Origin of the sequence: Kitasatospora sp. NPDC087861, from assembly GCF_044742585.1 — a bacterium.
In the GTDB taxonomy this organism is placed as follows: Bacteria; Actinomycetota; Actinomycetes; order Streptomycetales; family Streptomycetaceae; genus Kitasatospora.
Genome location: NZ_JBIUUS010000004.1, coordinates 221072 through 243241 on the forward strand (window position 1 = coordinate 221072; position 22170 = coordinate 243241).

Annotated in this window: 16 protein-coding genes and 1 pseudogene; 10 read left to right on the forward strand and 7 right to left on the reverse strand. The window is 71.5% G+C overall.

The annotated features are described in order from the left end of the window. Positions 1-66: 66 nt before the first annotated feature. Positions 67-816, reverse strand: coding sequence for a Tellurium resistance (locus ACIOJE_RS08310; protein WP_280676708.1), 750 nt, complete (start codon positions 814-816; stop codon positions 67-69). A 349-nt stretch (positions 817-1165) separates the two neighbouring features. Between ACIOJE_RS08310 and ACIOJE_RS08315 the strand changes: the two genes are divergently transcribed. Continuing rightward, positions 1166-2332, forward strand: a complete 1167-nt coding sequence (locus ACIOJE_RS08315) for a DUF2637 domain-containing protein (protein WP_400774340.1) — start codon at positions 1166-1168, stop codon at positions 2330-2332. A gap of 70 nt (positions 2333-2402) precedes the next feature. On the opposite strand, the gene ACIOJE_RS08320 is transcribed toward ACIOJE_RS08315, so the two are convergent. From ACIOJE_RS08320 to ACIOJE_RS08340, 5 genes are all read right to left on the reverse strand, one after another. Continuing rightward, positions 2403-3497: a DUF475 domain-containing protein gene (locus ACIOJE_RS08320; RefSeq protein ID WP_400774342.1), complete on the reverse strand. Its 1095-nt coding sequence runs from the start codon at positions 3495-3497 to the stop codon at positions 2403-2405. A 150-nt stretch (positions 3498-3647) separates the two neighbouring features. Beyond that, positions 3648-4226 (reverse strand): TerD family protein, encoded by a 579-nt coding sequence (locus ACIOJE_RS08325; RefSeq protein ID WP_280676714.1) that lies wholly within the window; start codon positions 4224-4226, stop codon positions 3648-3650. Between the two features lie 271 nt (positions 4227-4497). Further along, a complete protein-coding gene (locus ACIOJE_RS08330) occupies positions 4498-5073 on the reverse strand; it encodes a TerD family protein (RefSeq protein WP_280676716.1) in 576 nt (191 codons plus the stop codon). Between the two features lie 197 nt (positions 5074-5270). Beyond that, positions 5271-5729 carry a peroxiredoxin gene (locus ACIOJE_RS08335; RefSeq protein WP_280676718.1) on the reverse strand — a complete coding sequence of 153 codons (459 nt, stop codon included), beginning with the start codon at positions 5727-5729 and terminating at the stop codon, positions 5271-5273. Positions 5730-5976: 247 nt separating this feature from the next. Further along, positions 5977-6417 (reverse strand): DUF3052 domain-containing protein, encoded by a 441-nt coding sequence (locus tag ACIOJE_RS08340; protein WP_280676720.1) that lies wholly within the window; start codon positions 6415-6417, stop codon positions 5977-5979. A gap of 517 nt (positions 6418-6934) precedes the next feature. On the opposite strand from ACIOJE_RS08340, the gene aceE reads away from it, so the two are divergent. Continuing rightward, on the forward strand, positions 6935-9685 hold the full coding sequence (gene aceE / locus ACIOJE_RS08345) for a pyruvate dehydrogenase (acetyl-transferring), homodimeric type (protein WP_280676722.1): 2751 nt from the start codon (positions 6935-6937) through the stop codon (positions 9683-9685). Between the two features lie 111 nt (positions 9686-9796). Continuing rightward, positions 9797-10261, forward strand: coding sequence for a nitroreductase family deazaflavin-dependent oxidoreductase (locus ACIOJE_RS08350; RefSeq protein WP_400774347.1), 465 nt, complete (start codon positions 9797-9799; stop codon positions 10259-10261). Between the two features lie 47 nt (positions 10262-10308). On the opposite strand, the pseudogene ACIOJE_RS08355 reads toward ACIOJE_RS08350, so the two are convergent. Beyond that, positions 10309-11939: pseudogene (locus ACIOJE_RS08355) on the reverse strand (MFS transporter); the annotation flags it as partial. Positions 11940-12153: 214 nt separating this feature from the next. Between ACIOJE_RS08355 and ACIOJE_RS08360 the strand changes: the two are divergent. The 7 genes from ACIOJE_RS08360 to ACIOJE_RS08390 all read left to right on the forward strand — a co-directional run bounded on the left by ACIOJE_RS08360 (position 12154) and on the right by ACIOJE_RS08390 (position 22162). Further along, the gene (locus tag ACIOJE_RS08360) at positions 12154-12855 is read left to right on the forward strand and encodes a TetR/AcrR family transcriptional regulator (protein WP_400774350.1); all 702 of its coding nucleotides are present in this window, start codon (positions 12154-12156) and stop codon (positions 12853-12855) included. Between the two features lie 153 nt (positions 12856-13008). Then, the gene (locus ACIOJE_RS08365; protein WP_400774353.1) at positions 13009-14313 is read left to right on the forward strand and encodes a sensor histidine kinase; all 1305 of its coding nucleotides are present in this window, start codon (positions 13009-13011) and stop codon (positions 14311-14313) included. After that, entirely contained in the window at positions 14310-14984 is a 675-nt protein-coding gene (locus ACIOJE_RS08370) for a response regulator transcription factor (RefSeq protein WP_280676732.1), read from the forward strand. The genes ACIOJE_RS08365 and ACIOJE_RS08370 overlap by 4 nt, the downstream gene beginning before the upstream one ends. 215 nt (positions 14985-15199) lie before the next feature. After that, on the forward strand, positions 15200-16321 hold the full coding sequence (locus tag ACIOJE_RS08375) for an alpha/beta hydrolase (RefSeq protein WP_400774356.1): 1122 nt from the start codon (positions 15200-15202) through the stop codon (positions 16319-16321). Between the two features lie 34 nt (positions 16322-16355). Further along, positions 16356-17585, forward strand: coding sequence for an acyltransferase (locus ACIOJE_RS08380; RefSeq protein WP_280676736.1), 1230 nt, complete (start codon positions 16356-16358; stop codon positions 17583-17585). Between the two features lie 234 nt (positions 17586-17819). Further along, complete coding sequence (locus ACIOJE_RS08385; protein WP_400774357.1) at positions 17820-19757, forward strand: galactose oxidase-like domain-containing protein; 1938 nt, start codon at positions 17820-17822, stop codon at positions 19755-19757. A gap of 29 nt (positions 19758-19786) precedes the next feature. Then, positions 19787-22162, forward strand: coding sequence for a Dyp-type peroxidase (locus ACIOJE_RS08390; RefSeq protein WP_280676740.1), 2376 nt, complete (start codon positions 19787-19789; stop codon positions 22160-22162). The last annotated feature ends 8 nt before the right edge of the window (positions 22163-22170 follow it).

Sequence of the window (22170 nt, forward strand, 5' to 3'; positions counted from 1 at the left end):
CCGACGCGGCCAGCGGGGCCGGCGCGGCCGACCGGGCGGCCCCGCACCCCGCCGCCCGACGCCGCCCTACTCGGAGCCGCCCGACTGGCTCTTGTACCCGCGCTGCCACTGCATCCCGAACCCGTACAGCCGGTCGATGTCCGCCTGGAACCCGTTGACGTACCGCACCTCACGGCGCACCGTCAGCTGGTTGTCCCCCGCGTTCTCGATCAGCACCACCGCGCACGAGCGCGCCGCCCGGGCCCGCTCTTCCAGCTTGATCTCGATCCGCGGCCCGGTCTGCGGCACGATCGTCACCACCGCGTGGGACTGCTCGAAGGCCGGCGTGCCGTCGTAGATGTACACGAAGATCAGCAGCCGTTTGAACTTGTCCTTCTTCTCCAGGTTGACGTACATCGTCTCGCCGGACGGCGCCCCGTACTGGTCGTCGCCGCTGAGCTTGATGTACGGCGGATGCTGGAGGTCGCCGAAGTAGCCGCCGAGCGGCTGCACCACGCCGCTGCTCCCGTCGGACAGTTCGTACATGCACGCCAGGTCCAGGTCGACGTTGACCTGCTGGTTCTGCACCGAGTCCGGCTCCAGCGGGCTCAGGATGCGCGGGCTGAAGAAGCGCTTGACGCGGTCCCCCGCGCTCGGCCGGACGGCCCCGGAGCGGGTGGTCCAGTGCAGGTTGACGTAGAGGTAGCCGGTGGTGGCCGCGGCCCCGGTGATCGCGTGCTGCGGGGTCGACTTGGTGAGTATGACCTTGTGCTGACCACCGGGGTTGTCGAAGGTGTAGTTCCGCTCCCCGCGCAGGTACTCCCAGATCGAGACCATCCCGTCCCCTCCCCCTGCTCCCGTCAGGCGATCTGACGGTCCGCCGCTCCATGATCGGGCATCAGCCCGGCCGTCCGATACCCGAACCGTCCTCTCCCCTACCCCGTGGGGCCCCCTGGCGCTCACCGGCGGGTCGATTGGCAGGAGGAAGCCGCCCTCCCGTAACATGCCGCCCCTTCGGACGCGATATCGTCTAGCCGCACAGGTGTCCCGTCCGCCCCTGCGCGGGTGCGGCGGGAATGCCGTGCGGCGACGAACGAATCGTCAGGCGATCCCGACGCACCGGGAGCTGACCGCCTGTGTCGCCCTGTGAACCCGTCCCCTGCGGAAACCCGAGGCCCGACCCGCAATGAACCTGACCTCCATACAGCTGGTCTGGACCGTCATCGGCGGCGCAGCCCTGCTGTTCGTCGCCATCCTGCTGGCGACGCTGCGCTTCAAGAACACGAAGAAGGAAGAGGCCGGCGACTCCTGGGAGCGCAGCGAGGAGCGCCGGCGGCGCAAGGAGATGATCTACGGCATCTCCTCCTACACGCTGCTGTTCTGCTGCGCCGGTGTCGCGGCCGCGCTGTCCTTCCACGGCCTGGTGGGCTTCGGCAAGGAGAACCTGGGGCTGTCCGGTGGCTGGGAGTACCTCGTCCCGTTCGGCCTGGACGGCGCCGCGATGTTCTGCTCGGTGCTCGCCGTCCGCGAGGCCAGCCACGGCGACGCCGCGCTCGGCTCGCGCCTGCTGGTCTGGGTGTTCGCGATCGCCTCGGCCTGGTTCAACTGGGTGCACGCCCCGCGCGGCGTGTCGCACGACGGCGCCCCGCAGTTCTTCTCCGGCATGTCGATCTCGGCGGCGATCCTCTTCGACCGCGCGCTGAAGCAGACCCGCAAGGCCGCGCTGCGCGAGCAGGGGCTCGTGCCGCGCCCGCTGCCGCAGATCCGCATCGTCCGCTGGCTGCGCGCCCCGCGCGAGACCTACGCGGCCTGGTCGCTGATGCTGCTGGAGAACGTCCGCAGCCTGGACGAGGCGGTCGACGAGGTGCGCGAGGAGCGCCAGGCGAAGCTGGACGCCAAGGCGCGCGCCCGCACCGCCGACCGCCGCGAGCGGGCCGAGCTGAAGGCCATCTCCCGTCAGGGCGGCATGCTCGCCCGGGCCCGCAGCGGCCGCCAGGTGCCCGCGCTCACGGCTGCCGGAGACGGCCCGAGCGCTACGGAGCCTGCCCTAGCCGCCGGGTCGGACACCACCGCCTCGCACCAGTCCGCCCCGGGCTCGCTGGAGCCGACCTCGCTGAGCGCGCTGGACGCCGGCCGCCGCCCGCGCGCCGCCGTCGGCTCGTCGTACTCGTCGTCCTACTCCTCGTCCTACTCCTCGTCCGCCGACTCGGCCTCCTCGACCGCCGGAACGGCCTCGGGCTCGTCCTACCGCAGCTCGACCATCGACCTGACGGCCGACGACGACACCCTGTCGATGCCGAAGCTGGACTCGCTGGAGCGCAAGCTGCGCGCGATCGAGCAGCAGCTCGGCTGACCGCGCACACCGCGACGCGAAACGGCCGCCCCCGGAACCCCGGAGGCGGCCGTTTTCGCATGCCCGACGGCTACCTGCCGGAACTCACCAGTTCCTGCTCGTCGTCCGCACCCTCGCGCCGGTTGCGCAGGATCGACGAACCGAGCGCCAGCCCGATGAAGGCGACGCCGATCAGGCCGGTGACGATCTCCGGGATGTGGTACTTGATCCCGACCAGCAGGATCACCGAGAGCGCGCCGATCGCGTAGTGCGCGCCGTGCTCCAGGTAGACGTAGTCGTCCAGGGTGCCCTTGCGGACCAGGAAGACGGTCAGCGAACGGATGTACATCGCGCCGATGCCCAGGCCCAGGGTGATCTGGAAGATGTCGCTGGAGATGGCGAACGCGCCGACCACGCCGTCGAAGGAGAACGAGGCGTCCAGGACCTCCAGGTAGAGGAAGAGGAAGAACGCCGCCTTGCCGCCGACCTGGAGGATCGATTTGCCGGACTTCTCCGCCTCCTCCTCGCGTTCAGCCTCGTCCTCCAGGCCCGATTCGAAGATCGAGGACAGGCCGCCGACCACGAGGTAGGTGATCAGGCCGAGGACACCCGCGAGCAGAACGGTTTCAGCGTGCTCCCCGGCGAAGAAGTTGGAGGCCAGCACCAGCACGACCAGGGCGACGACACTGGAGAAGGCGTCCAGCTTGCCGACCTTCTCCAGCGGGCGCTCGATCCAGGCCAGCCAGTTGTGGTCCTTCTCGTCGAACAGGAAGTCGAGGAAGATCATGAGCAGGAAGACGCCGCCGAAGGCCGCGATGGCGGGGTTGGCCGCCTCCAGGTACTGGCCGTAGGTCAGGCCGTCGTGCGTCTTGTCGGAGTGCAGCGCGAGGTCGATGACGGTCGCGGGGTTGAGCTTCGCGGTGAGGCCGACCACCAGCAGCGGGAAGACCAGCCGCATACCGAAGACGGCGATGAGCACGCCGACGGTCAGGAAGATCTTCTGCCAGTACGGGTTCATCCGCTTCAACACCGTGGCGTTGACCACCGCGTTGTCGAACGACAGGGAGATCTCCAGGATGGAGAGGATCAGCACGATGCCGAATCCTTGGGCCCCCCAGAGCAGTCCGGCCGCGATCAGGCCGATGACGGTGATCGCGAACGACCAGCCGAAAGTGCGGAGGAACACGGGACTTGGTTACCTTTCGGGTTTCGGGCCGTGCCGGGGGGCGGCCTCGTCCCGAGACGCCCTGACCGGGCCGCGCCCGGTCAGGTCACCCCCGCACTGCCCTCTGTTCTCATGATCGTTGGTTGGGTGCGATTGTTCTGATTTTCGCCCTTACTGTACGTTTACGCCGAAATCGAGGGCGATGCCACGCAGGCCGGAGGCGTACCCCTGGCCCACCGCGCGGAACTTCCACTCACCGGCGTAGCGGTACAGCTCGCCGAAGATCATCGCGGTCTCGCTGGACGCGTCCTCGGAGAGGTCGTAACGGGCGATCTCCTGGCCGTCGAGGGAGTTGACGACCCGGATGTAGGCGTTGCGGACCTGCCCGAAGTTCTGCAGCCGCGCCTCGGCGTCGTAGATCGACACCGCGAAGACCACCTTGTCCGCCTGCGCCGGCACCAGGTCCAGGTTGACCAGGACGACCTCGTCGTCACCCGTCTCGTCGCCGCCGGTGAGGTTGTCGCCGGTGTGCTCGACCGAGCCCTCGGGGCTCTTGAGGTTGTTGTAGAAGACGAAGTACTCGTCGCCGAGCACCCGGCCGCCACCACAGATCAGGGCGCTCGCGTCGAGGTCGAACGGTGCGCCCGTGGTCGAACGGGCGGACCAGCCGAGGCCGATCTGGACCTGCGTCAGGTTCGGCGCGGCCTTGGTGAGCGAGACGTTCCCGCCCTTGGCGAGCGTGACCACCATGACTGTTCTTCCTCCCTTGCCTTCTCCCGGGGCGCGCCTACAAGGTGTAGTCCCCCGCGGCCCCGGCCGGCCCCGTTTGGCCGGCTGAACTTCCTGAACTCACATCCTCGCAGCGCACGCAGCGCGCACGAAGCCGGGGCGGCCCCGGACCGCGAAGGTCCGGGGCCGCCCCGTGCACGGCTTGCGCGCCGACGGCCCAGACGCCGACGACTCGACCGCCGACGACTCGGCCGCTGCCGACTCAGGCGCCGACGCCTCGACTGCCGACGACTCAGACGTTGACGCCGAAGTCCTGGGCGATGCCCCGCAGGCCGGAGGCGTAGCCCTGGCCGATGGCCCGGAACTTCCACTCGGCGCCGTTGCGGTACAGCTCACCGAAGACCATCGCGGTCTCGGTGGAGGCGTCCTCGGAGAGGTCGTAACGGGCCAGCTCCGTGTTGTCGGCCTGGTTCAGCACGCGGATGAAGGCGTTGCGCACCTGGCCGAAGTTCTGCCCGCGGTTCTCGGCGTCGTAGATCGAGACCGGGAAGACGATCTTCTGCACGTCCGCCGGGACGCCGACCAGGTTGACCTTGATCGCTTCGTCGTCGCCCTCGCCCTCGCCGGTGCGGTTGTCACCGGTGTGCTCGACGGAGCCGTCCGGGCTCTTCAGGTTGTTGAAGAACACGAAGTTCCCGTCCGCGGCGACCTTGCCCTGGTCGTTGCAGAGCAGCGCGCTGGCGTCCAGGTCGAAGTCCGTCCCGGTGGTGGTCCGGACGTCCCAGCCCAGGCCGACGACCACGGCCACAAGACCCGGGGCCTCCTTGGTGAGCGAGACGTTTCCGCCCTTGCTCAGGCTGACACCCACTTGTCCTCCAAGAATCGGGAGGCACGCCCTGGTGCCCCCGGTGGTGCGGTTCGAGGCGCCGGCCGGCGAGCGGCTCCTGCGCCACCCGGCCAACGGACCGAGCGTAGTGCGCGGTTCCCGTCCGGATGCGCGAACGGGTCCGGCGCGGCTGTTCGAAGTTCGGCCGGATGGGGCCCGCAGCGCGGTTCCCGGGGCCGTCAGAGCGCGTCGAGGGCCTTCAGGTACTCCTGCGCGTCCCGGGCGTCCGGGAGGTCGTTGACGACGCTCCAGCGCACCACGCCCGCCGTGTCGATCACGAAGGTGCCGCGCAGGGCGCAGCCCTTCCGCTCGTCGAGGACGCCGTAGGCGCGGGCGACCTCGCCGTGCGGCCAGAAGTCGGCCAGCAGCGGGAACTCCAGGCCCTCCCGGTCGGCGAAGACCCGCTGGGTGAACTGCGAGTCGCAGGAGACGCCGAGCACCTGGACCCGGTCGTCCTGCAGCCGCGGCAGCTCCCGCTGGATCGCGCCGAGCTCGCCGGTGCAGACGCCGGTGAAGGCGAACGGGTAGAAGACCAGGACGACGTTCCGCTCGCCCCGGAAGTCGGAGAGGCGGACCGGTTCGCCGTGCTGGTTGTTGAGCTCGAAGTCCGGAGCCTCGGTGCCGACCTCGATGGCCATGGACGGGACCTTTCTGACGCGACCACGCCGCGCGGCGGCGCGGCCCGGCGCCATCCTCGCATCCGATCACCCGCGTTCCGCCGAACGGATGAGGCCCGGGCTTCCGCGCTCCATCCCTTTCGCCCTGGGCGAACGCGTCCGTACCCGGCACCGCACGCCGGAAACGACCGGGCCCCGCACGCCGGAAACGACCGGGCCCCGCCGGAGGATCCTCCGGCGGGGCCCGGTCCGGGGCTTCAGAATCCGCTCAGCGCTTGCCGCCCGGCTTGGCCGTGGACTTGGTCGCGAGCCGGGTGGCCGCCCAGTCCTTGGCGACCGCGATCGAGCTGGTCTGGGAGAGGCCCGCGGTGCGGGCCGCATCCGCGATCTCGGACGCCTCGATGTGGCCGTCGCGCCCGGTCTTGGGCGTCAGCAGCCAGATCAGACCACCCTCGGCCAGGTACTCCAGGGCGTCGACGAGGGAGTCGGTGAGGTCCCCGTCGTCGTCGCGGTGCCACAGCAGGACGGCGTCGGCGACGTCGTCGTAGTCCTCGTCGACGAGATCCGTCCCGGTGAGCTCCTCGATGCCGTCGCGGAGCTCCTGGTCAGTGTCGTCGTCGTACCCCAGCTCCTGAATGATCTGGCCCTCTTCGAAGCCGAGACGGGCCGCCGGGTTGGACTTGTCCGCGGGGTCCGCGGTCGCGCTCACGGGAATAACCTCCAGTATTCGGCTCGGCGTCCATGCCGAGGCTGTGGCCGTAGTCCACACGGGCGCGGCGGTTCGCGCAAGTACCCGACCCCCGATCCCCCCCAAAGGTTGACGTGTCGCACCGGGACACGCCGTCCGGACGTGTCGGGAATCACACCGATTTGCCCTTCTCTGTGTAGGACAACGATGCTTCGGGTGGTCCCGGCCCACAGGCCGTACGCGTGCCCGAGATGCGAACGGCATTCGGGTCCGCGCGTACGCGGGCGTAGAGTCTCCTGTTGGCCCTCACCCCGGCCGCCCGCCATCGGGCGGACGGGAAACCAGGTCGGACCACCTCTGTTCGTAACACCCGGGGGTGTGCGGGGCGGGCGAAGACGCCCGGACCGCGCACCACCAGACCGTCCCGCCCACCAGGCGGAACGGTTACCGATCGGTAGAGATGACGGATCTCCGAGCGCGGTAGCACGATGGAGGCGGCGCGACACACCTCAGTTTCGACCGACAGTGAAGGAACAGCGTGGCTTCCGGATCCGATCGCAACCCGATCATCATTGGCGGCCTTCCGAGTCAGGTCCCGGACTTCGATCCCGAGGAGACCGCGGAATGGCTGGAGTCGCTTGACGCGGCCATCGACGAGCGGGGGCGCGAGCGTGCCCGCTACCTGATGCTCCGCCTGATCGAGCGCGCCCGCGAGAAGCGTGTCGCCGTGCCCGAGATGCGCAGCACGGACTACGTCAACACCATCGCGACCAAGGACGAGCCGTTCTTCCCCGGCAACGAGGAGATCGAGCGGAAGATCCTCAACGCGACCCGCTGGAACGCGGCCGTCATGGTTTCCCGGGCGCAGCGCCCGGGCATCGGCGTGGGCGGCCACATCGCCACCTTCGCCTCCTCCGCGTCGCTGTACGACGTCGGCTTCAACTACTTCTTCCGCGGCAAGGATGCCGAGGGCGAGTCCGGCGACCAGATCTTCTTCCAGGGCCATGCCTCCCCCGGCATCTACGCGCGCGCGTTCCTGCTGGACCGACTGTCCGAGCGGCAGCTCGACGCGTTCCGCCAGGAGAAGTCGAAGGCCCCGTACGGCCTGTCCAGCTACCCGCACCCGCGGCTGATGCCGGACTTCTGGGAGTTCCCGACCGTCTCGATGGGCCTCGGCCCGCTCGGCGCGATCTACCAGGCCCGGATGAACCGCTATCTGGAGCACCGCGGGATCAAGGACACCTCCGACTCGCACGTCTACGCCTTCCTCGGCGACGGCGAGATGGACGAGCCGGAGTCGCTGGGCCAGCTGTCGCTGGCCGCCCGTGAGGGCCTGGACAACCTGACCTTCGTGGTCAACTGCAACCTGCAGCGCCTGGACGGCCCGGTCCGCGGCAACGGCAAGATCATCCAGGAGCTGGAGTCCCAGTTCCGGGGCGCCGGCTGGAACGTGATCAAGCTGGTCTGGGACCGCAGCTGGGACCCGCTGCTCGCGCAGGACCGCGACGGCGTCCTGGTCAACAAGCTGAACACCACGGTGGACGGCCAGTTCCAGACCTACGCCACCGAGACCGGCCAGTACATCCGCGAGCACTTCTTCGGCAGCGACCTGCGCCTGCGCAAGATGGTCGAGAGCATGACCGACCAGCAGATCCAGCACCTGGGTCGCGGCGGTCACGACCACAAGAAGATCTACGCGGCGTTCAAGGCGGCCCGCGAGCACCAGGGCCAGCCGACGGTCATCCTGGCCCAGACGGTCAAGGGCTGGACGCTCGGCCCCAACTTCGAGGGCCGCAACGCCACCCACCAGATGAAGAAGCTGACGGTCGAGGACCTGAAGCGCTTCCGCGACCGGCTGCACCTGCCGATCACGGACAAGCAGCTCGACGAGGGCTACCCGCCCTACTACCACCCGGGCCGCGACTCCGAAGAGATCCAGTACATGCACGACCGCCGCAGCGAGCTGGGCGGCTACGTGCCGACCCGCAAGGTGCGCCCGCGCCAGCTGGAACTGCCCGGCGACGACGCGTACAAGGCGGTCAAGAAGGGGTCCGGCAACCAGACCATCGCCACCACCATGGCGTTCGTCCGGGTGCTCAAGGACCTCATGCGGGACAAGGGCATCGGCAACCGCTTCGTGCCGATCGCGCCCGACGAGTACCGCACCTTCGGCATGGACTCGCTGTTCCCGTCGGCGAAGATCTACAACCCGCTCGGCCAGACCTACGAGTCGGTCGACCGCGATCTGCTGCTGGCCTACAAGGAGTCGCCGACCGGGCAGATGCTGCACGACGGCATCTCCGAGGCCGGCTGCACCGCCTCGCTGATCGCCGCCGGCTCGTCCTACGCCACCCACGGCGAGCCGCTGATCCCGGTGTACGTCTTCTACTCGATGTTCGGGTTCCAGCGCACCGGCGACCAGTTCTGGCAGATGGCCGACCAGCTGGCCCGCGGCTTCGTGATCGGCGCCACCGCCGGCCGCACCACGCTGACCGGTGAGGGCCTGCAGCACGCCGACGGCCACTCGCACCTGCTGGCCTCGACCAACCCCGGCGTCGTCGCGTACGACCCGGCGTACGGCTTCGAGATCGCGCACATCGTCCAGGACGGTCTGCGGCGGATGTACGGCTCCAGCGAGCAGTACCCGCACGGTGAAGACGTGTTCTACTACATGACCGTCTACAACGAGCCGATCAAGATGCCGGCCGAGCCCGAGAACGTCGACGTCGAGGGCATCCTCAAGGGTCTGCACCGGTACGCGCCGGGCACCGCCGGCCAGATCCCGGCCCAGATCCTCGCCTCCGGCGTGGCCGTGCCGTGGGCCCTGGAGGCCCAGCGCATCCTCGCCGAGGAGTGGAACGTCAAGGCCGACGTCTGGTCCGCGACCTCCTGGAACGAGCTGCGCCGCGACGCGGTGGAGGCCGAGGAGTTCAACCTGCTGCACCCCGAGGAGCAGCAGCGCGTGCCGTACGTCACCCAGAAGCTCCAGGGCGCCGAGGGCCCGGTCGTCGCCGTGTCCGACTGGATGCGCGCGGTGCCGGACCAGATCGCCCGCTGGGTGCCGGGCCAGTACCAGTCGCTGGGCGCCGACGGCTTCGGCTTCGCCGACACCCGCGGTGCGGCCCGTCGCTTCTTCCACATCGACGCGCAGTCGGTCGTCCTGGGGGTGCTCACCGAGCTCGCCAAGCAGGGCAAGGTCGACCGCAGCGCGCTGAAGGACGCGATCGACCGCTACCAGCTGCTCGACGTGACCGCGGCCGACCCGGGTGCCGCCGGCGGCGACGCCTGATCACCCGCTGGACCCTGAAGGGCCGGGCCTCCGCACGGAGGCCCGGCCCTTCGGCGTTCCCGCCCCTGTGCCTCGGCCCGCACAGCGGTGTCAAGCCCTAGTCTCGTCCCCATGACGAACGAGATCGCACCCGGGAACCCCGGTCGAGAGCACCCCGAACCCACCGACGGCGGAACCGAGTTCAACCGAGAGGTGATCGCCGAGTTCCGGGCGACCGGCGGTGTCGTCGGCGGCGAGCTCACCGGCCGGCCGGTGCTGCTGCTCACCGTCCGCGGCGCCCGCAGCGGCGAGCCGCGCACCACGCCGCTGGTCTACCTGCCGGACGGCGAGCGGCTGGTGGTCTTCGCCAGCAACGGCGGCAGCCCGAAGGACCCGCTCTGGTACCGCAACCTGCTGGCCCACCCCGAGGTCACCGTCGAGGTCGGCGCCGACCGCTACCCCGCGCTGGCCGCCCCGGTCGCGCCGGAAGACCACGAGGCGCTGTGGGCCCGTCAGATCGCCACCGCGCCGCTGTTCGCCGACTACCGCGCCGGGGCCGGCCGGACGATTCCGCTGGTCGCCCTGGCTCGGGTCTGACCCCGGGCAGCGGATGAGGACGCACAGCGGCCCCGGACTCCGCCGAGTCCGGGGCCGCTGGTGTGGGCGGGGATCAGATGTGGACGGCCGGGCCCGCTTCGACGGCGCCGCGGCGGGTGAGCAGGCCGAGCACGGCGGCGGCGAAGGCCACCACGGCGGCGACCGCGAAGGCGAGCGACATGCCGCTGACGAAGGAGTCGTGCACGGCACCGGCCATCGCGTCCACCGCCTGCTGCGGGGTGCCGGCCGGGGCCGGCGGGGCGATGCCGAGCTGCGCGGCCTGCTTGAGGCCCTCCGCGTCCGCGCCCTGGACCGGCGGCAGGCCGGCCTTGGCCCAGTTGCCGGGCAGCACGTCGGTGACCTTGGCGGCCATCAGCGCGCCGAGCACCGCGGTGCCGAGGCTGCCGCCGACCTGCATCGCGGCCTGCTGCAGGCCGCCGGCCACCCCGGACAGCTCCAGCGGGGCGTTGCCGACGATCACCTCGGTGGCGCCGACCATGACCGGGCTGATGCCCAGGCCCATCAGGATGAACCAGAGCGACATCACGCCGGTGCCGGAGCCCGCGTCCAGGGTGGACATGCCGAACATCGCGGCGGTGGTGATCAGCATGCCGGCCACGATCGGGATCCGCGGGCCGAGCTTGCCGATCGCGATGCCCGCCACCGGCGAGCCGACGATCATCATGCCGGTCATCGGCAGCAGGTGGACGCCGGCCGAAACCGGCGACATCCCGTGCACGTTCTGCAGGTAGAAGGTCACGAAGAAGATCGCGCCGAAGAACGCGAAGGCCATCAGCACCATCAGCAGGGTGCCCGCCGACAGCGGCACCGAACGGAACAGGCTGAGCGGGATCAGCGGCTCCTTCGCCCGGGCCTGCCAGAACGCGAAGAGCACCATCAGGACCACCGCGCCGCCCAGGAACAGCAGCGTGCGGGCGTCGCCCCAGCCCCACTCGGGGGCCTTGATGATGCCGAAGACCAGCGCGAACATCGCCACCGAGAGCAGCACGATGCCGGGCACGTCGAAGGACTTGGCGGCCTTCTCGGCCCGGACGTCCTTGAGGATCCACAGGCCCAGGCCGAGCGCGATCAGGCCGACCGGGATGTTGATGAAGAAGACCGACTCCCAGTTGACGTGCTCGACCAGCAGGCCGCCGACGATCGGGCCGGCCGCGGTGGACGCGCCGATCACGCCGCCCCAGATGCCGATCGCCATGTTGAGCTTCTCGGCCGGGAAGGCGCCGCGCAGCAGGCCGAGCGCGGCCGGCTGGAGCAGCGCGCCGAACAGGCCCTGGAGCACCCGGAAGGCGATCACGGTCTGGATGTTGCCGGCGAAGCCGATCGCGGCCGAGGTGGCGGCGAAGCCGACGGCGCCGACCAGGAAGGTGTTCTTGTGCCCGAACCGGTCGCCGATCTTGCCGGCCGTGATCAGGAAGACCGCCAGGGCCAGCAGGTAGCCGCTGGTCACCCACTGGATCTCGGAGGGCGCCGCCTTCAGGTCCGCCTGGATGACCGGGTTGGCGATGGCGACGATCGTGCCGTCCAGGGCGACCATCATGACGCCGACCGCGACGGTCAGCAGGGTCAGCCAGGGGTGCCCCTTGAGCCCTCCCCCGCCCGGTGGCGTGCGCTGCGGCGGGACGTCCGCCTTGGCGTTCTTGACGACGGACTGGCTCATCTGGGGCCCTCCGGGGGCGTGACAGAGAACGAAACGTGGGAGTGGCGCCGCGGCCCACCCGTCCCCACGAGTGCCCGGCCGGCGAGCGCCACTTCCGGCAGATTATGTCAGCGTCTGACATTCGGCAAACACTGACTTCTGGCTCTGGCTGACATTTGTCAGAACGCTAAGGTTGTGGTCCCACCCCGCCCGCACGCGCCCGGAAGGCCCCACCATGGCCGCTCGCACCCCCACCCCCACCGCCGCCCCGGTCCCCGCCGAACGGCTGCCCGGGCTGCGCGAGCGCAAGAAGCAGCAGACCCGGGACGCCCTCGTCCAGGCCGCCCACGTGCTCTTCCTCCGCCAGGGCTTCGCCCGCACCACCGTCGACGAGATCGCCTCCGCCGTCGAGGTCTCCCAGCGCACCTTCTTCCGCTACTTCGCCAACAAGGACGAGGTCGCGCTCGCCGTGATGGCCGAGGCCGAGGACCACTTCATCGCGTGCCTGCGCCGCCGCCCGGCCCACGAGTCCCCGCTCCAGGCGCTGCGCGCCGCGATCGTCCAGTCCTGGCTCGAACTCGGCGCCGAGCACCGCTCCGGCCCCGGCTCGATCACCACCGCCCTCGAACTGATGCGGATGATCGAGGAGACCCCCACCCTGCTCGCCACCCACCTGCGCCGGGTCACCGAGCAGGAGCGGGTGGTCGTCCAGGTGCTCGCCGAGCGCGAGGGCCTCGACCCGGCCAGGGACCTGCGCCCCACCGTGCTCGCCGCCGTCTTCGGCAGCGTGCTGCGCGCCGCCCACCTGTCCTGGACCCCCGAGCAGGAGCCCGCCGGGCCCGAGGGCATGGTCGCCGTCATCGAGCGCCACTTCGACCAGCTCGGCCCGGCCCTGGCCGGCCACTGGCGCACCGGCCCGCAGCAGGGGCCGCAGTAGGTCCGGAACCGGGCCCCGGGCAGGACCCCAGGAGGGTCCGGACCAGTGCCGCCCGCAGTACTACCCGGGTATCACCCCCTACCCCGGTAGCACCCCCGATGTTCGACCCCAGTGCGACGACGGGCGGACACCACCCTCCTAGGCTGGCCCGCGATGAACACGATCAGCAAGGCCGAAGTCCGCGCGCAGACCGTCCGGCTGCTCCGCTCGCTCCGGCTCCACCTCACCACCCCGACCGGCGGGCACGCCCCGCTGCTCGGGGACTCCCCCCGCGCCTGGCTGCGGCGGCTGCCGTACGTCGTGGCGCTGATCATGCAGGCGTCGCTGATCCCCACCGGGATCGCCGCCCTGGTCGGCTACTACAACGTCGCCCTGCCGATCGCCGGTGCGCTCACCATCGCCCAGACCGCGCCGCTGCTGCTCGCCATCACCCGGCCGCTGGCCGCCTGGTGGATCAGCGCGGCCACCCTGGTCACCACGGCCTCCATCACCGCCCGGTACGACCAGCACGGCGGCACCTGGCCGTGGACGGCGCCGATGATCCTGGCGTACGTCTTCCTGCTGATCGCGCTCGCGCTGCGGGAGAGCCGGGCCACCCTGATCTCGGTCTGGATCGCCACGATCCTGCTCACCCTCCTCGCCACCACGCTCGGCTTCCCGCACGCCGACGACGGCACCACCATGCTGCTGGTCGCCCTCGGCGGCGCCGCCCTGCTGCTGGGCTGGGCCGTCCAGGACCGCACCGAGGCCCGCCGGCTGCTCGCCGAACAGGAGCACATCAGCGAGGCCGAACGCGAGCGGCGCACCCTGCTGGAGGAGCGTGCCCGGATCGCGCGGGAGCTGCACGACGTGGTGGCCCACCACATGTCGGTGATCGCCGTTCAGGCGGCCAGCGCGCCGTACCGGATCACCGGCGTACCGGCCGAGGCCAGCGAGGAGTTCACCGCCATCGCCGGCACCGCGCGCGAGTCGCTGGCCGAGATGCGCCGGCTGCTGGGCGTGCTGCGCAGCGAGGAGTCCGCCGCCGAGAAGGTGCCGCAGCCCGGGATCGCGCAACTGCCCCAGCTGATCGAGACGGTGGGACGGGCCGGGGTCCCGGCCGAGCTGACCGTGGATCCGAGGCTGGCCGAGGCGGTGCCGCAGGCGGTCGGCCTCTCCGCCTACCGGATCGTGCAGGAGGCGCTGGCCAACGTGGTGCGCCACGCGCCCGGTTCGAAGGTCCGGGTCTGCCTGGTCGACGAGGGCCCCACCCTGCTGCTGACCGTGGTGAACACGCCGCCGCCGAAGCACACCGAGTCGTTGGAGGCCTCCATGGAGGGCACCGGGCAGGGACTGATCGGAATGCGGGAACGCGCCCGGCTGGTCGGTGGCAGGCTGGAGACCGGCCCGATGCCCGACGGCGGCTACAAGGTGGCCGCCGTCCTGCCCCTCGAAACCCCCCGGGAGAAACCCGCATGACCATCCGCGTGATCATCGTCGACGACCAGGCCATGGTGCGGGCCGGCTTCGCCGCCCTGCTCAACGCCCAGAGCGACATCGACGTGGTGGGGGACGCGGCGGACGGCGCGCAGGCCCTGGAGGTGAGCGGCCGCACCCACCCGGACCTGGTGCTGATGGACGTCCGCATGCCCGTCATGGACGGCCTGGAGGCGGCCCGCCGGCTGCTCGACCCGGCCGTGCCCGGCGCGCACCGACCCAAGGTGATGATGCTGACCACCTTCGACGTGGACGACTACGTGTACGAGGCGCTGCGCGCCGGGGCCAGCGGCTTCCTGCTCAAGGACGCCCCGCCCGCCGACCTGATATCCGCGGTCCGGGTGGTCGCGGCCGGCGAGGCGCTGCTCGCCCCCTCGGTGACCCGCCGGCTGATCGAGGACTTCGCCCGCAACCGGCCGGCCCGGCGGCGCGACCCGAAGCTGCGGCTCAACGGCCTGACCCCGCGCGAGACCGAGGTACTGGAGCTGATCGCCCGCGGCCTGTCCAACCAGGAGATCGCCGCCCGGCTGGTGCTGGCCGAACAGACCGTCAAGACCCACATCGGGCGCATCCTCGCCAAGCTCGACCTGCGCGACCGGGCCCAGGCCGTCGTCCTCGCCTACGAGTCGGGCCTGGTGACCCCGGGCCAGTGAGGCCCGCGGCCCGCCCCGGCGCCGTGCTCCGCGCCGCATTCCGCGTCGCTCGCCGCGCCAGCCTCCGCGCCGCACCCCCTGCAGTACCCCGTGCTACACCCCCAGTAATACCCCGGTAGCACCCGGGAGTTGGCCCCGCGGTGTGACGTCCGCGGGGCCGTCGCATTTCTACCTTCCTCTCCGTCGAAGTCGAACGGACAAGGGAGGGGCCGGACATGGGGAAGTTTCGGGTCAGGAGAGCGATCGCGGCCAGTGGGGTGGTCCTCGCCGCGGTGCTCGGCCTCGGCGGCTTCTCCGCGGACGCCCAGCAGGCCGTCACCGGCCCGCCGCCGGGCAGCGCCGCCTGGGTGGCCGACACCGCGCTCGGCGTCCACCCGCCCGACCCGGTCACCACCACCCCGGCCGAGGTCGCGGCCTTCTTCGCCCGGCTGACGCCCGCTCAGCAGGACGCGCTGGCCGTCCGGCACCCGCTGGTGGTCGGCAACCTGGACGGCGTCCCGGTCCGGCTCCGGTACCGGGCCAACACCCTGGCCCTCACCGCCGAACGCGGCCGCGAACTCGCCCGGGCCACCGACCCGGCGCTCACCCCGCAGGACCACGAGGCCGCCCGCGACCGTGCCGAGCGCTACCGCACCCTGCTGGACGGTGGCCGCCAGATCCTCGCCTTCGACCCGCGCGGCCGCGGCCAGATCGCCGAGGTGTTCGGCGACCTCGCCACCGCTCGCCGCACCGCCGTCGTCGTCCCCGGCTCCGACATCGACCTGCACAACTTCGACCGCGCCTCCAGCCCGTACGGCACCCCCGCCGGCATGGCCCGCTCGCTCTACCAGGCCACCGACCGGCAGACCGCCGTGATCGCCTGGACCGGCTACACCACCCCGCTCGGGATCGGCCTGGACGCCGCCACCGAGGACCTGGCCCGAGCCGGGGCCGAGCGGCTCACCCGGCTGCTCGACGGACTCGCCGTCAGCACCCGCCCGCAGGCCCCGGCCACGGTGTTCTGCCACAGCTACGGCTCGGTGGTCTGCGGCCTGGCCCGCTCCGGCCCCGACCAGGCCTCCGGCGTGGTCGTCCTCGGCTCGCCGGGGATGGGCGTCGGCTCGGCCGCCGACCTCGACCCGCGCGTCCCGCTCTGGGCCACCGCCCGCAACGACTCCGACTGGATCGGCCGGGTCCCCTACGTCTCGGTGCTCGGCCTGGGCCACGGCGCCGACCCGACCGCCCCCGGCTTCGGCGCCCGCCCGCTGCCCGCCACCGGATCCGCGGGCCACGCCGGCTACTTCGCCCCCGGCACCGCCTCCCTCGCCGCCTTCGCCGCCGTCGCGCTCGGCCGCTGACCGCTAGCCGCCCGCCACCGAAAGGAGCACCACCATGGCCCACCCGCTCACCGCCCTGCGCAGCGCCGCCCGCCAGGTCGACGCGCGCACCCCCGAGACCCGCGACCGCGCCCTGGACGGGCTGCGCGCCCTCGCCCTGCTCGCCGTACCGGTCGGGCACTGGCTGCTCGGCGGCTTCACGCTCTCCGCCGACGGCGCCCTGCACAACGCCAGCCCGCTCTCCGCGCTCGGCGGCCTCGCCCCGATCAGCTGGGTGCTGCAGATGCTCGGGGTGTTCTTCCTGGTCGGCGGCCACTCCTCGGTCCAGTCGCTGGAACGCGCCCGGGCCAAGGGCGTGACGTACCCGGGGTGGATGCGCGGCCGGACGGTGCGGCTGCTGCGCCCGGTGCTGGGGGTGACGGCCGTCTGGGCGCTGCTGATCGCACTGCTGCCCGCGCTCGGCGTCCCCTCGGACACCGTGCGGACCGGCGCGACGCTGGTGGTGCAGCCGCTCTGGTACATCGCGGTCTACCTGGGGCTGACCGCGCTCACCCCGCTCTGCGTGGCGGCCGGGCGCCGGCTGGGCGGCTGGTCGGCGGGCGCCCTGGTGGCCGCCGTCGCCACGGTCGACCTGCTGCGGTACGGGCCGTGGGCGGAGGCGATGCCGTCCTGGGTCGGGCTGCTGAACATCCTGCCGGGCTGGCTGTTCGGCTACCAGCTGGGCGTGCTGTGGGCGCAGGGCCGACTCGGCCGCCCGACCGCCCGGGTGCTGCTGCTCGGCGGCGGCGCGCTGTTCGCCACCCTGCTGGTGGTGTTCCACTACCCGGCCAGCATGGTCGGGGTGCCCGGGGTCGAGCGGACCAACTCGCACCCGCCGTCCCTGCTGGTGCTGGCCCTGGCGGCGACGCAGTGCGGCGCCGCGGTGCTGCTGCGGGAGCGGCTGGGCCGCCTGCTGACCCGCCGTCCGCTGCTGTGGCTGCCGGTGGTGGTGGTCAACCTCTCGGCGATGACGATCTTCTGCTGGCACCAGAGCGCGATGCTCGCGGTGGCGGTGCCCGGCGCGGCCGGCCTGGGCGCCCTGCCGGGGCTGACCACCGCGCCGGACTCGGTCGGCTGGGTGGCCGCCCGGGTGGCGCTGCTTCCGCTGTTCGGAGCCGTGCTGGTGGCGATCGGGTGGTTCACCCGGCGGTTCGACGGGCCCTGGACGGCCTTCTCCCGGGCCGGGAAGGCGCTGGCCGCGGCGGGCGCGGCGCTGTTCGCCGCGTACGCGCTGGGCATGGTGTGACCTGCACCGGAGGGTGAGGCACGAAAGGGGTGCGGACCGACCGGTCCGCGCCCCTTCGGCCGTTCCGCCGACGGTTCGGCGCGGGTGGTCCACACCCGGATGCATCCGCATGCGAACCGATACGCACTGTGATGTCCTGTGACGGTCGGCGACCATCGCTGGACCGCGCCCGCCCACGGCCCGTCCGTCCGCATTCGCCGCTCCTCCCCGCACACCCCTTCTCCGAGGAGTTCCATGTCCCCGTCCCCAGCATGCCCACAGCCCCGGCCCCGGGCCCGCCGCCGGCTGTCGGCCACCGCCGTGGTCTGCGCGGTCACCACCGGCACCCTGCTCGGCGCCGTCGGGCCGGTCGCCGCCCACGGCGGGCCGGTCACCCCCGGGCAGAACGACCTCGTCCCGCACGTCGCCTCCCCCCGGGTGATGGCCGAGATGCGGGACGACGAGGTCGCCGCGCTCGGCGCCGAGCACGCCGAGGAGCACGCCCGGGCCCGCGCCGCCATCCGCGGCATCGGCGACTACCCGCAGACCACCCGCACCAACCGGTACAACGCGCTGACGGCCTCCCAGTCCAGCACCAACGCCGCCTTCGACCCGAAGGTCTTCGGGTCGTTCAAGGAGTACTTCCCCTCCCCCGACTTCGGCGACCACGTCGCGCTGCTGCCCACCGGCAAGGTGCTGCTGTTCTCCTTCGAGCGGATCGAGACCAACCCGGAGAAGGAGCCCGCCCCCACCCAGACCACCGGCAAGGAGAACGCCGGCCGGGCCTTCCTCTGGGACCCGGCCAAGGGCACCGGCAAGGACGCCTTCAAGCAGGTCACCCCGCCGGTCGCCGACATGCCGGACGGCCTCAACGAGCCCCGCCCGGTACCGTTCTTCTGCTCCGGCCACTCCTTCCTGCCCAACGGCATGCTCGGCGTCTTCGGCGGCAACCTGGGCGGCAACGGCGGCACCGGCGCCAAGCTCTCGCTGATCTTCGACCCGTGGACCGAGACCTGGACCCGCAACCCCGACATGTCGGTCGGCCGCTGGTACCCCTCGGTGGTGACCGGCGCCGACGGCCGGCAGCTGATCATGTCCGGCCAGTCCGAACTCGGTTACGGCACCCCGACCCCGGTGGTCGAGCGCTTCCCCGCCAAGGGCTCGCCCGTCCCCCAGGGCAAGAACGACACCCCGAGGAACACCCCGGTGGACCGGTTCAAGGCGGACGGCCCGTTCACCACCGACTACCCGCACCTGTTCTCGCTCAACGACGGCAACGTCTACGGCTTCGGCCGCCAGCCCAACGAGCAGTGGAAGTTCGACCCGGTCGCCGAGTCCCGCAGCGACCTGACGGCCCGCCCGGACGGCCGCAAGCGCAACTACGGCTCCGCCGTGATGCTGCCCGGCGGCGTCAACGGCCCGGACTCCACCCTGGTCCTCGGCGGCGACCGCGACAACCCGAGCACCCTGCGCTTCTCCAACGGCAGTTGGACCGCCGAGAAGTCCCGCGCCTTCGGCCGCACCCAGGACGACACCCTCCTGCTGCCCAACGGCCGGCTGATGACCGTCAACGGCGCGTACGACATCCGCGACTACGGCAACGGCCCGTACAACCCCAACGCCGACCTCAAGTACCGCCAGGTCGAACTGCGCGACGACCAGGGCAACTGGAAGCTCGGCCCGGTCCAGCGGCTCCCGCGCGGCTACCACTCCAACGCGGTGGTCCTGCCGGACGGACGCGTCATGGTGACCGGCGACGAACTCCAGCAGCTGGCCAACAACACGGACGTCAACGGCACGGTGAGCGGAGTCCCCGGCACCACGGGCCCGGTCACCATGAACGGCACCATCGAGATCTACGAGCCCGCCTACCTGCACCAGGGCGACCGGCCCGCGCTGGACAACCCGCCCACCTCGCCGGTCGGCTACGACAAGACCTTCACGGTCACCAGCACCACCCCGGGCCAGGCCGTCAAGGCCGTCCTGCTGTCGCCGACCACCTCCACCCACTCGGTCAACACCAGTCAGCGCCACCTCGACCTGCGGATCACCAGCCGGGCCGGCAACCGGCTCCAGCTCCAGGCCCCGCCGGACGCCAAGGCCGCGCCGCCCGGCTGGTACATGCTCTTCCTGCTCAACGACCAGGGCGTACCCAGCGTCGCGAGATGGATCCAGCTCAGCTCCTCGGCCTGACCACCCCCCACCCAGAAAGGAACCCACCCATGGCACCGGATCTGAGACTGCGCGAGAGTGACGAGATCCAGGGCGACATCCTCGCCGGCTTCAAGAAGGACAACGTCAGCGTCCTGTTCCTCAAGTTCGAGGATGCGGGCCGGGCCCGCGAATGGCTGCGCCAACTGGTCCCGCAGATCGCCACCACCCGCGAGGTCGCCACCTTCAACGAGGCGTTCAGCGAGGCCCGCAAGTCCTCGGGCGGCGACGACCCGAAGACGCTCAAGGCCACCTGGCTGGGCGTCAGCTTCACCTACGAGGGCCTGCGCGCGCTCTCCACCACCGACCCGTTCGTGACGCCCCCGCCGATCGGCAGCGGCCTGGAGGCGTTCAAGGAGGGCTCGGCCAAGCGGGCCGGCGCGCTCGGTGACACCGGCGACAACTCCCCGGAGAACTGGCTCTTCGGCAACGGCAAGAACCAGCCGATCCACGCCGTGCTGAAGCTCTCGGCGGACAGCGAGAAGGACCTCCAGGCGGCCATCGAGGCCCAGCGCATCGCGGCCGCCGAGCAGCGCGTCCTGATCGTCTACCAGCAGAACGCCCAGACCCTGCTGGGCAGCCGCCGCGGCAAGGAGCACTTCGGCTTCAAGGACGGCATCAGCGAGCCCGGCATCAGGGACTTCGACCGGCCCGCCCCGGCCAGGCCGGAGGAGCTGGACGGCCACCCCGGCACCCGGCTCATCCCGCCCGGCGAGTTCGTCTGCGGCGAGGACAACGACCCGTTCAGCTTCCCGAAGGACCAGTACCCGGTCTGGTCGCGCAACGGCTCCTTCCAGGTGATCCGCCGGCTCGCCCAGGACGTCCCCGGCTGGTGGTCGCAGGTCTCGATCAAGCTGCGGGAGCTCAAGCAGGCCAAGGCCGTCCCGGACAGCGCCACCACCGAGTGGCTGGCCGCCCGGATGGTCGGCCGCTGGCGCTCCGGCGCCCCGGTCTGCAAGCACCAGGACCGGGACGTCCCGAACAACCCGAGCGCGGCCTCGGACAACGACTTCGACTTCCGGGACGATCTGGAGGGCCTGGTCACCCCGCTCTGGTCACACCTGCGCAAGACCAGCCCGCGCGCCGCCCTGCAGGAGAGCCCGGACAAGGAGCCGTTCGCCGCCAAGGACCTCGACGGCCGGCGGATCATGCGCCGCGGCACGCCGTACGGGGCCCCGTTCGACCCGGCGTCCGAGGGCCCGGGCGGCCCCGACGACCCGCGCGGCCTGCTGTTCATCTGCTACCAGGCCGACATCCAGCGGCAGTTCGAGTTCATCCAGGCCGACTGGATGGACCAGCCGAACTTCCCGCCCAACCGTCAGACGGACACCACCCCGCCCGGGCACGCGGGGCCGCGGCCCGTCCCCGGCAAGGACCCGGTCACCCAGGAGGCCCCCGACGTCGACTTCGAGAGCCGGGACCAGGACGGCACGATCAGGCACACCCCGGTGAGCTTCCAGCAGTTCGTGCAGACCACCGGCTCGGTGTACGCCTTCATGCCGTCCATCAGCGTGTTGAAGGCGCTCTGCGACGGCCGGCTCACCCCCCAGGGCGGCGGGCAGACCACCGGCCAGGGCGGGCAGACCGGGCAGACCCAGCAGCCGGGCGGCGGCCAGCAGCCCAAGCCGCAGCCGGTGAAGGCGTACCCGTGCGACGAGTTCCTCCCCGTCCCGGACCAGCAGCGCCGGGGCGGTCAGAGCCAGTACTGGGCGTTCCACGGCGACCGGTGCCGGCTGATCTCGGTGGCCGACGGCTCCGCGCACACCGACCGCAAGGTCGAGGACGACACCTGGCTGAACACCTGGTCCTGTCTGCAGGGCGTCGGCCGGGTCGACTGCATCCTGCCGATGCCGGACCTGCAGAACCCGGGCGGGAAGAGCTGGTACTGGGTGTTCCACAGCACCAGCGGCCGCCAGCAGTACCGGGCCGTCTCGATCACCTGCGGCGGCGGCAGCTACACCACCGCGCTGGAGCGCGCGGACCGCGACCTCACCGCCTGGGGCTCGCTCAGCGGCGTCGGCCAGGTGGACTGCTGGCTGCCGGTGCCCGACCAGCAGCGGGTCGGCGGGAAGAGCTGGTACTGGGTGTTCCACACCACCAGCGGCCGCCAGCAGTACCGGCTCTGCTCGATCGCCGACGGCTCCGCGCACACCGACGTCCGCGAGCGCACCGACCGTGAGATCTCCCAGTGGGGCTCGCTGAACGGCCTGAGCCGGGTGGACTGCTTCCTGCCCGTCCCGGACTGCCAACGGGTCGGCGGCCAGAGCGAGTACTGGGCGTTCTGCGGCCAGAGCTACCGCCGGATCTCGATCGCCGACGGCAGCGGCCACCCCGACCGACTAGTCTCCGGCGACCGCTCCTGCGACGCCTGGGCCTCGCTGGGCTGACCGGCCGC

Excerpts from the sequence above, each read along its gene's own strand:
- ACIOJE_RS08310 (WP_280676708.1), bottom strand. The coding sequence starts at position 816 with ATGGTCTCGATCTGGGAGTACCTGCGCGGGGAGCGGAACTACACCTTC.
- ACIOJE_RS08315 (WP_400774340.1), top strand. The coding sequence starts at position 1,166 with ATGAACCTGACCTCCATACAGCTGGTCTGGACCGTCATCGGCGGCGCA.
- ACIOJE_RS08325 (WP_280676714.1), bottom strand. The coding sequence starts at position 4,226 with ATGGTGGTCACGCTCGCCAAGGGCGGGAACGTCTCGCTCACCAAGGCC.
- ACIOJE_RS08335 (WP_280676718.1), bottom strand. The coding sequence starts at position 5,729 with ATGGCCATCGAGGTCGGCACCGAGGCTCCGGACTTCGAGCTCAACAAC.
- ACIOJE_RS08350 (WP_400774347.1), top strand. The coding sequence starts at position 9,797 with ATGACGAACGAGATCGCACCCGGGAACCCCGGTCGAGAGCACCCCGAA.
- ACIOJE_RS08360 (WP_400774350.1), top strand. The coding sequence starts at position 12,154 with ATGGCCGCTCGCACCCCCACCCCCACCGCCGCCCCGGTCCCCGCCGAA.
- ACIOJE_RS08365 (WP_400774353.1), top strand. The coding sequence starts at position 13,009 with ATGAACACGATCAGCAAGGCCGAAGTCCGCGCGCAGACCGTCCGGCTG.
- ACIOJE_RS08370 (WP_280676732.1), top strand. The coding sequence starts at position 14,310 with ATGACCATCCGCGTGATCATCGTCGACGACCAGGCCATGGTGCGGGCC.
- ACIOJE_RS08375 (WP_400774356.1), top strand. The coding sequence starts at position 15,200 with ATGGGGAAGTTTCGGGTCAGGAGAGCGATCGCGGCCAGTGGGGTGGTC.
- ACIOJE_RS08380 (WP_280676736.1), top strand. The coding sequence starts at position 16,356 with ATGGCCCACCCGCTCACCGCCCTGCGCAGCGCCGCCCGCCAGGTCGAC.
- ACIOJE_RS08385 (WP_400774357.1), top strand. The coding sequence starts at position 17,820 with ATGTCCCCGTCCCCAGCATGCCCACAGCCCCGGCCCCGGGCCCGCCGC.
- ACIOJE_RS08390 (WP_280676740.1), top strand. The coding sequence starts at position 19,787 with ATGGCACCGGATCTGAGACTGCGCGAGAGTGACGAGATCCAGGGCGAC.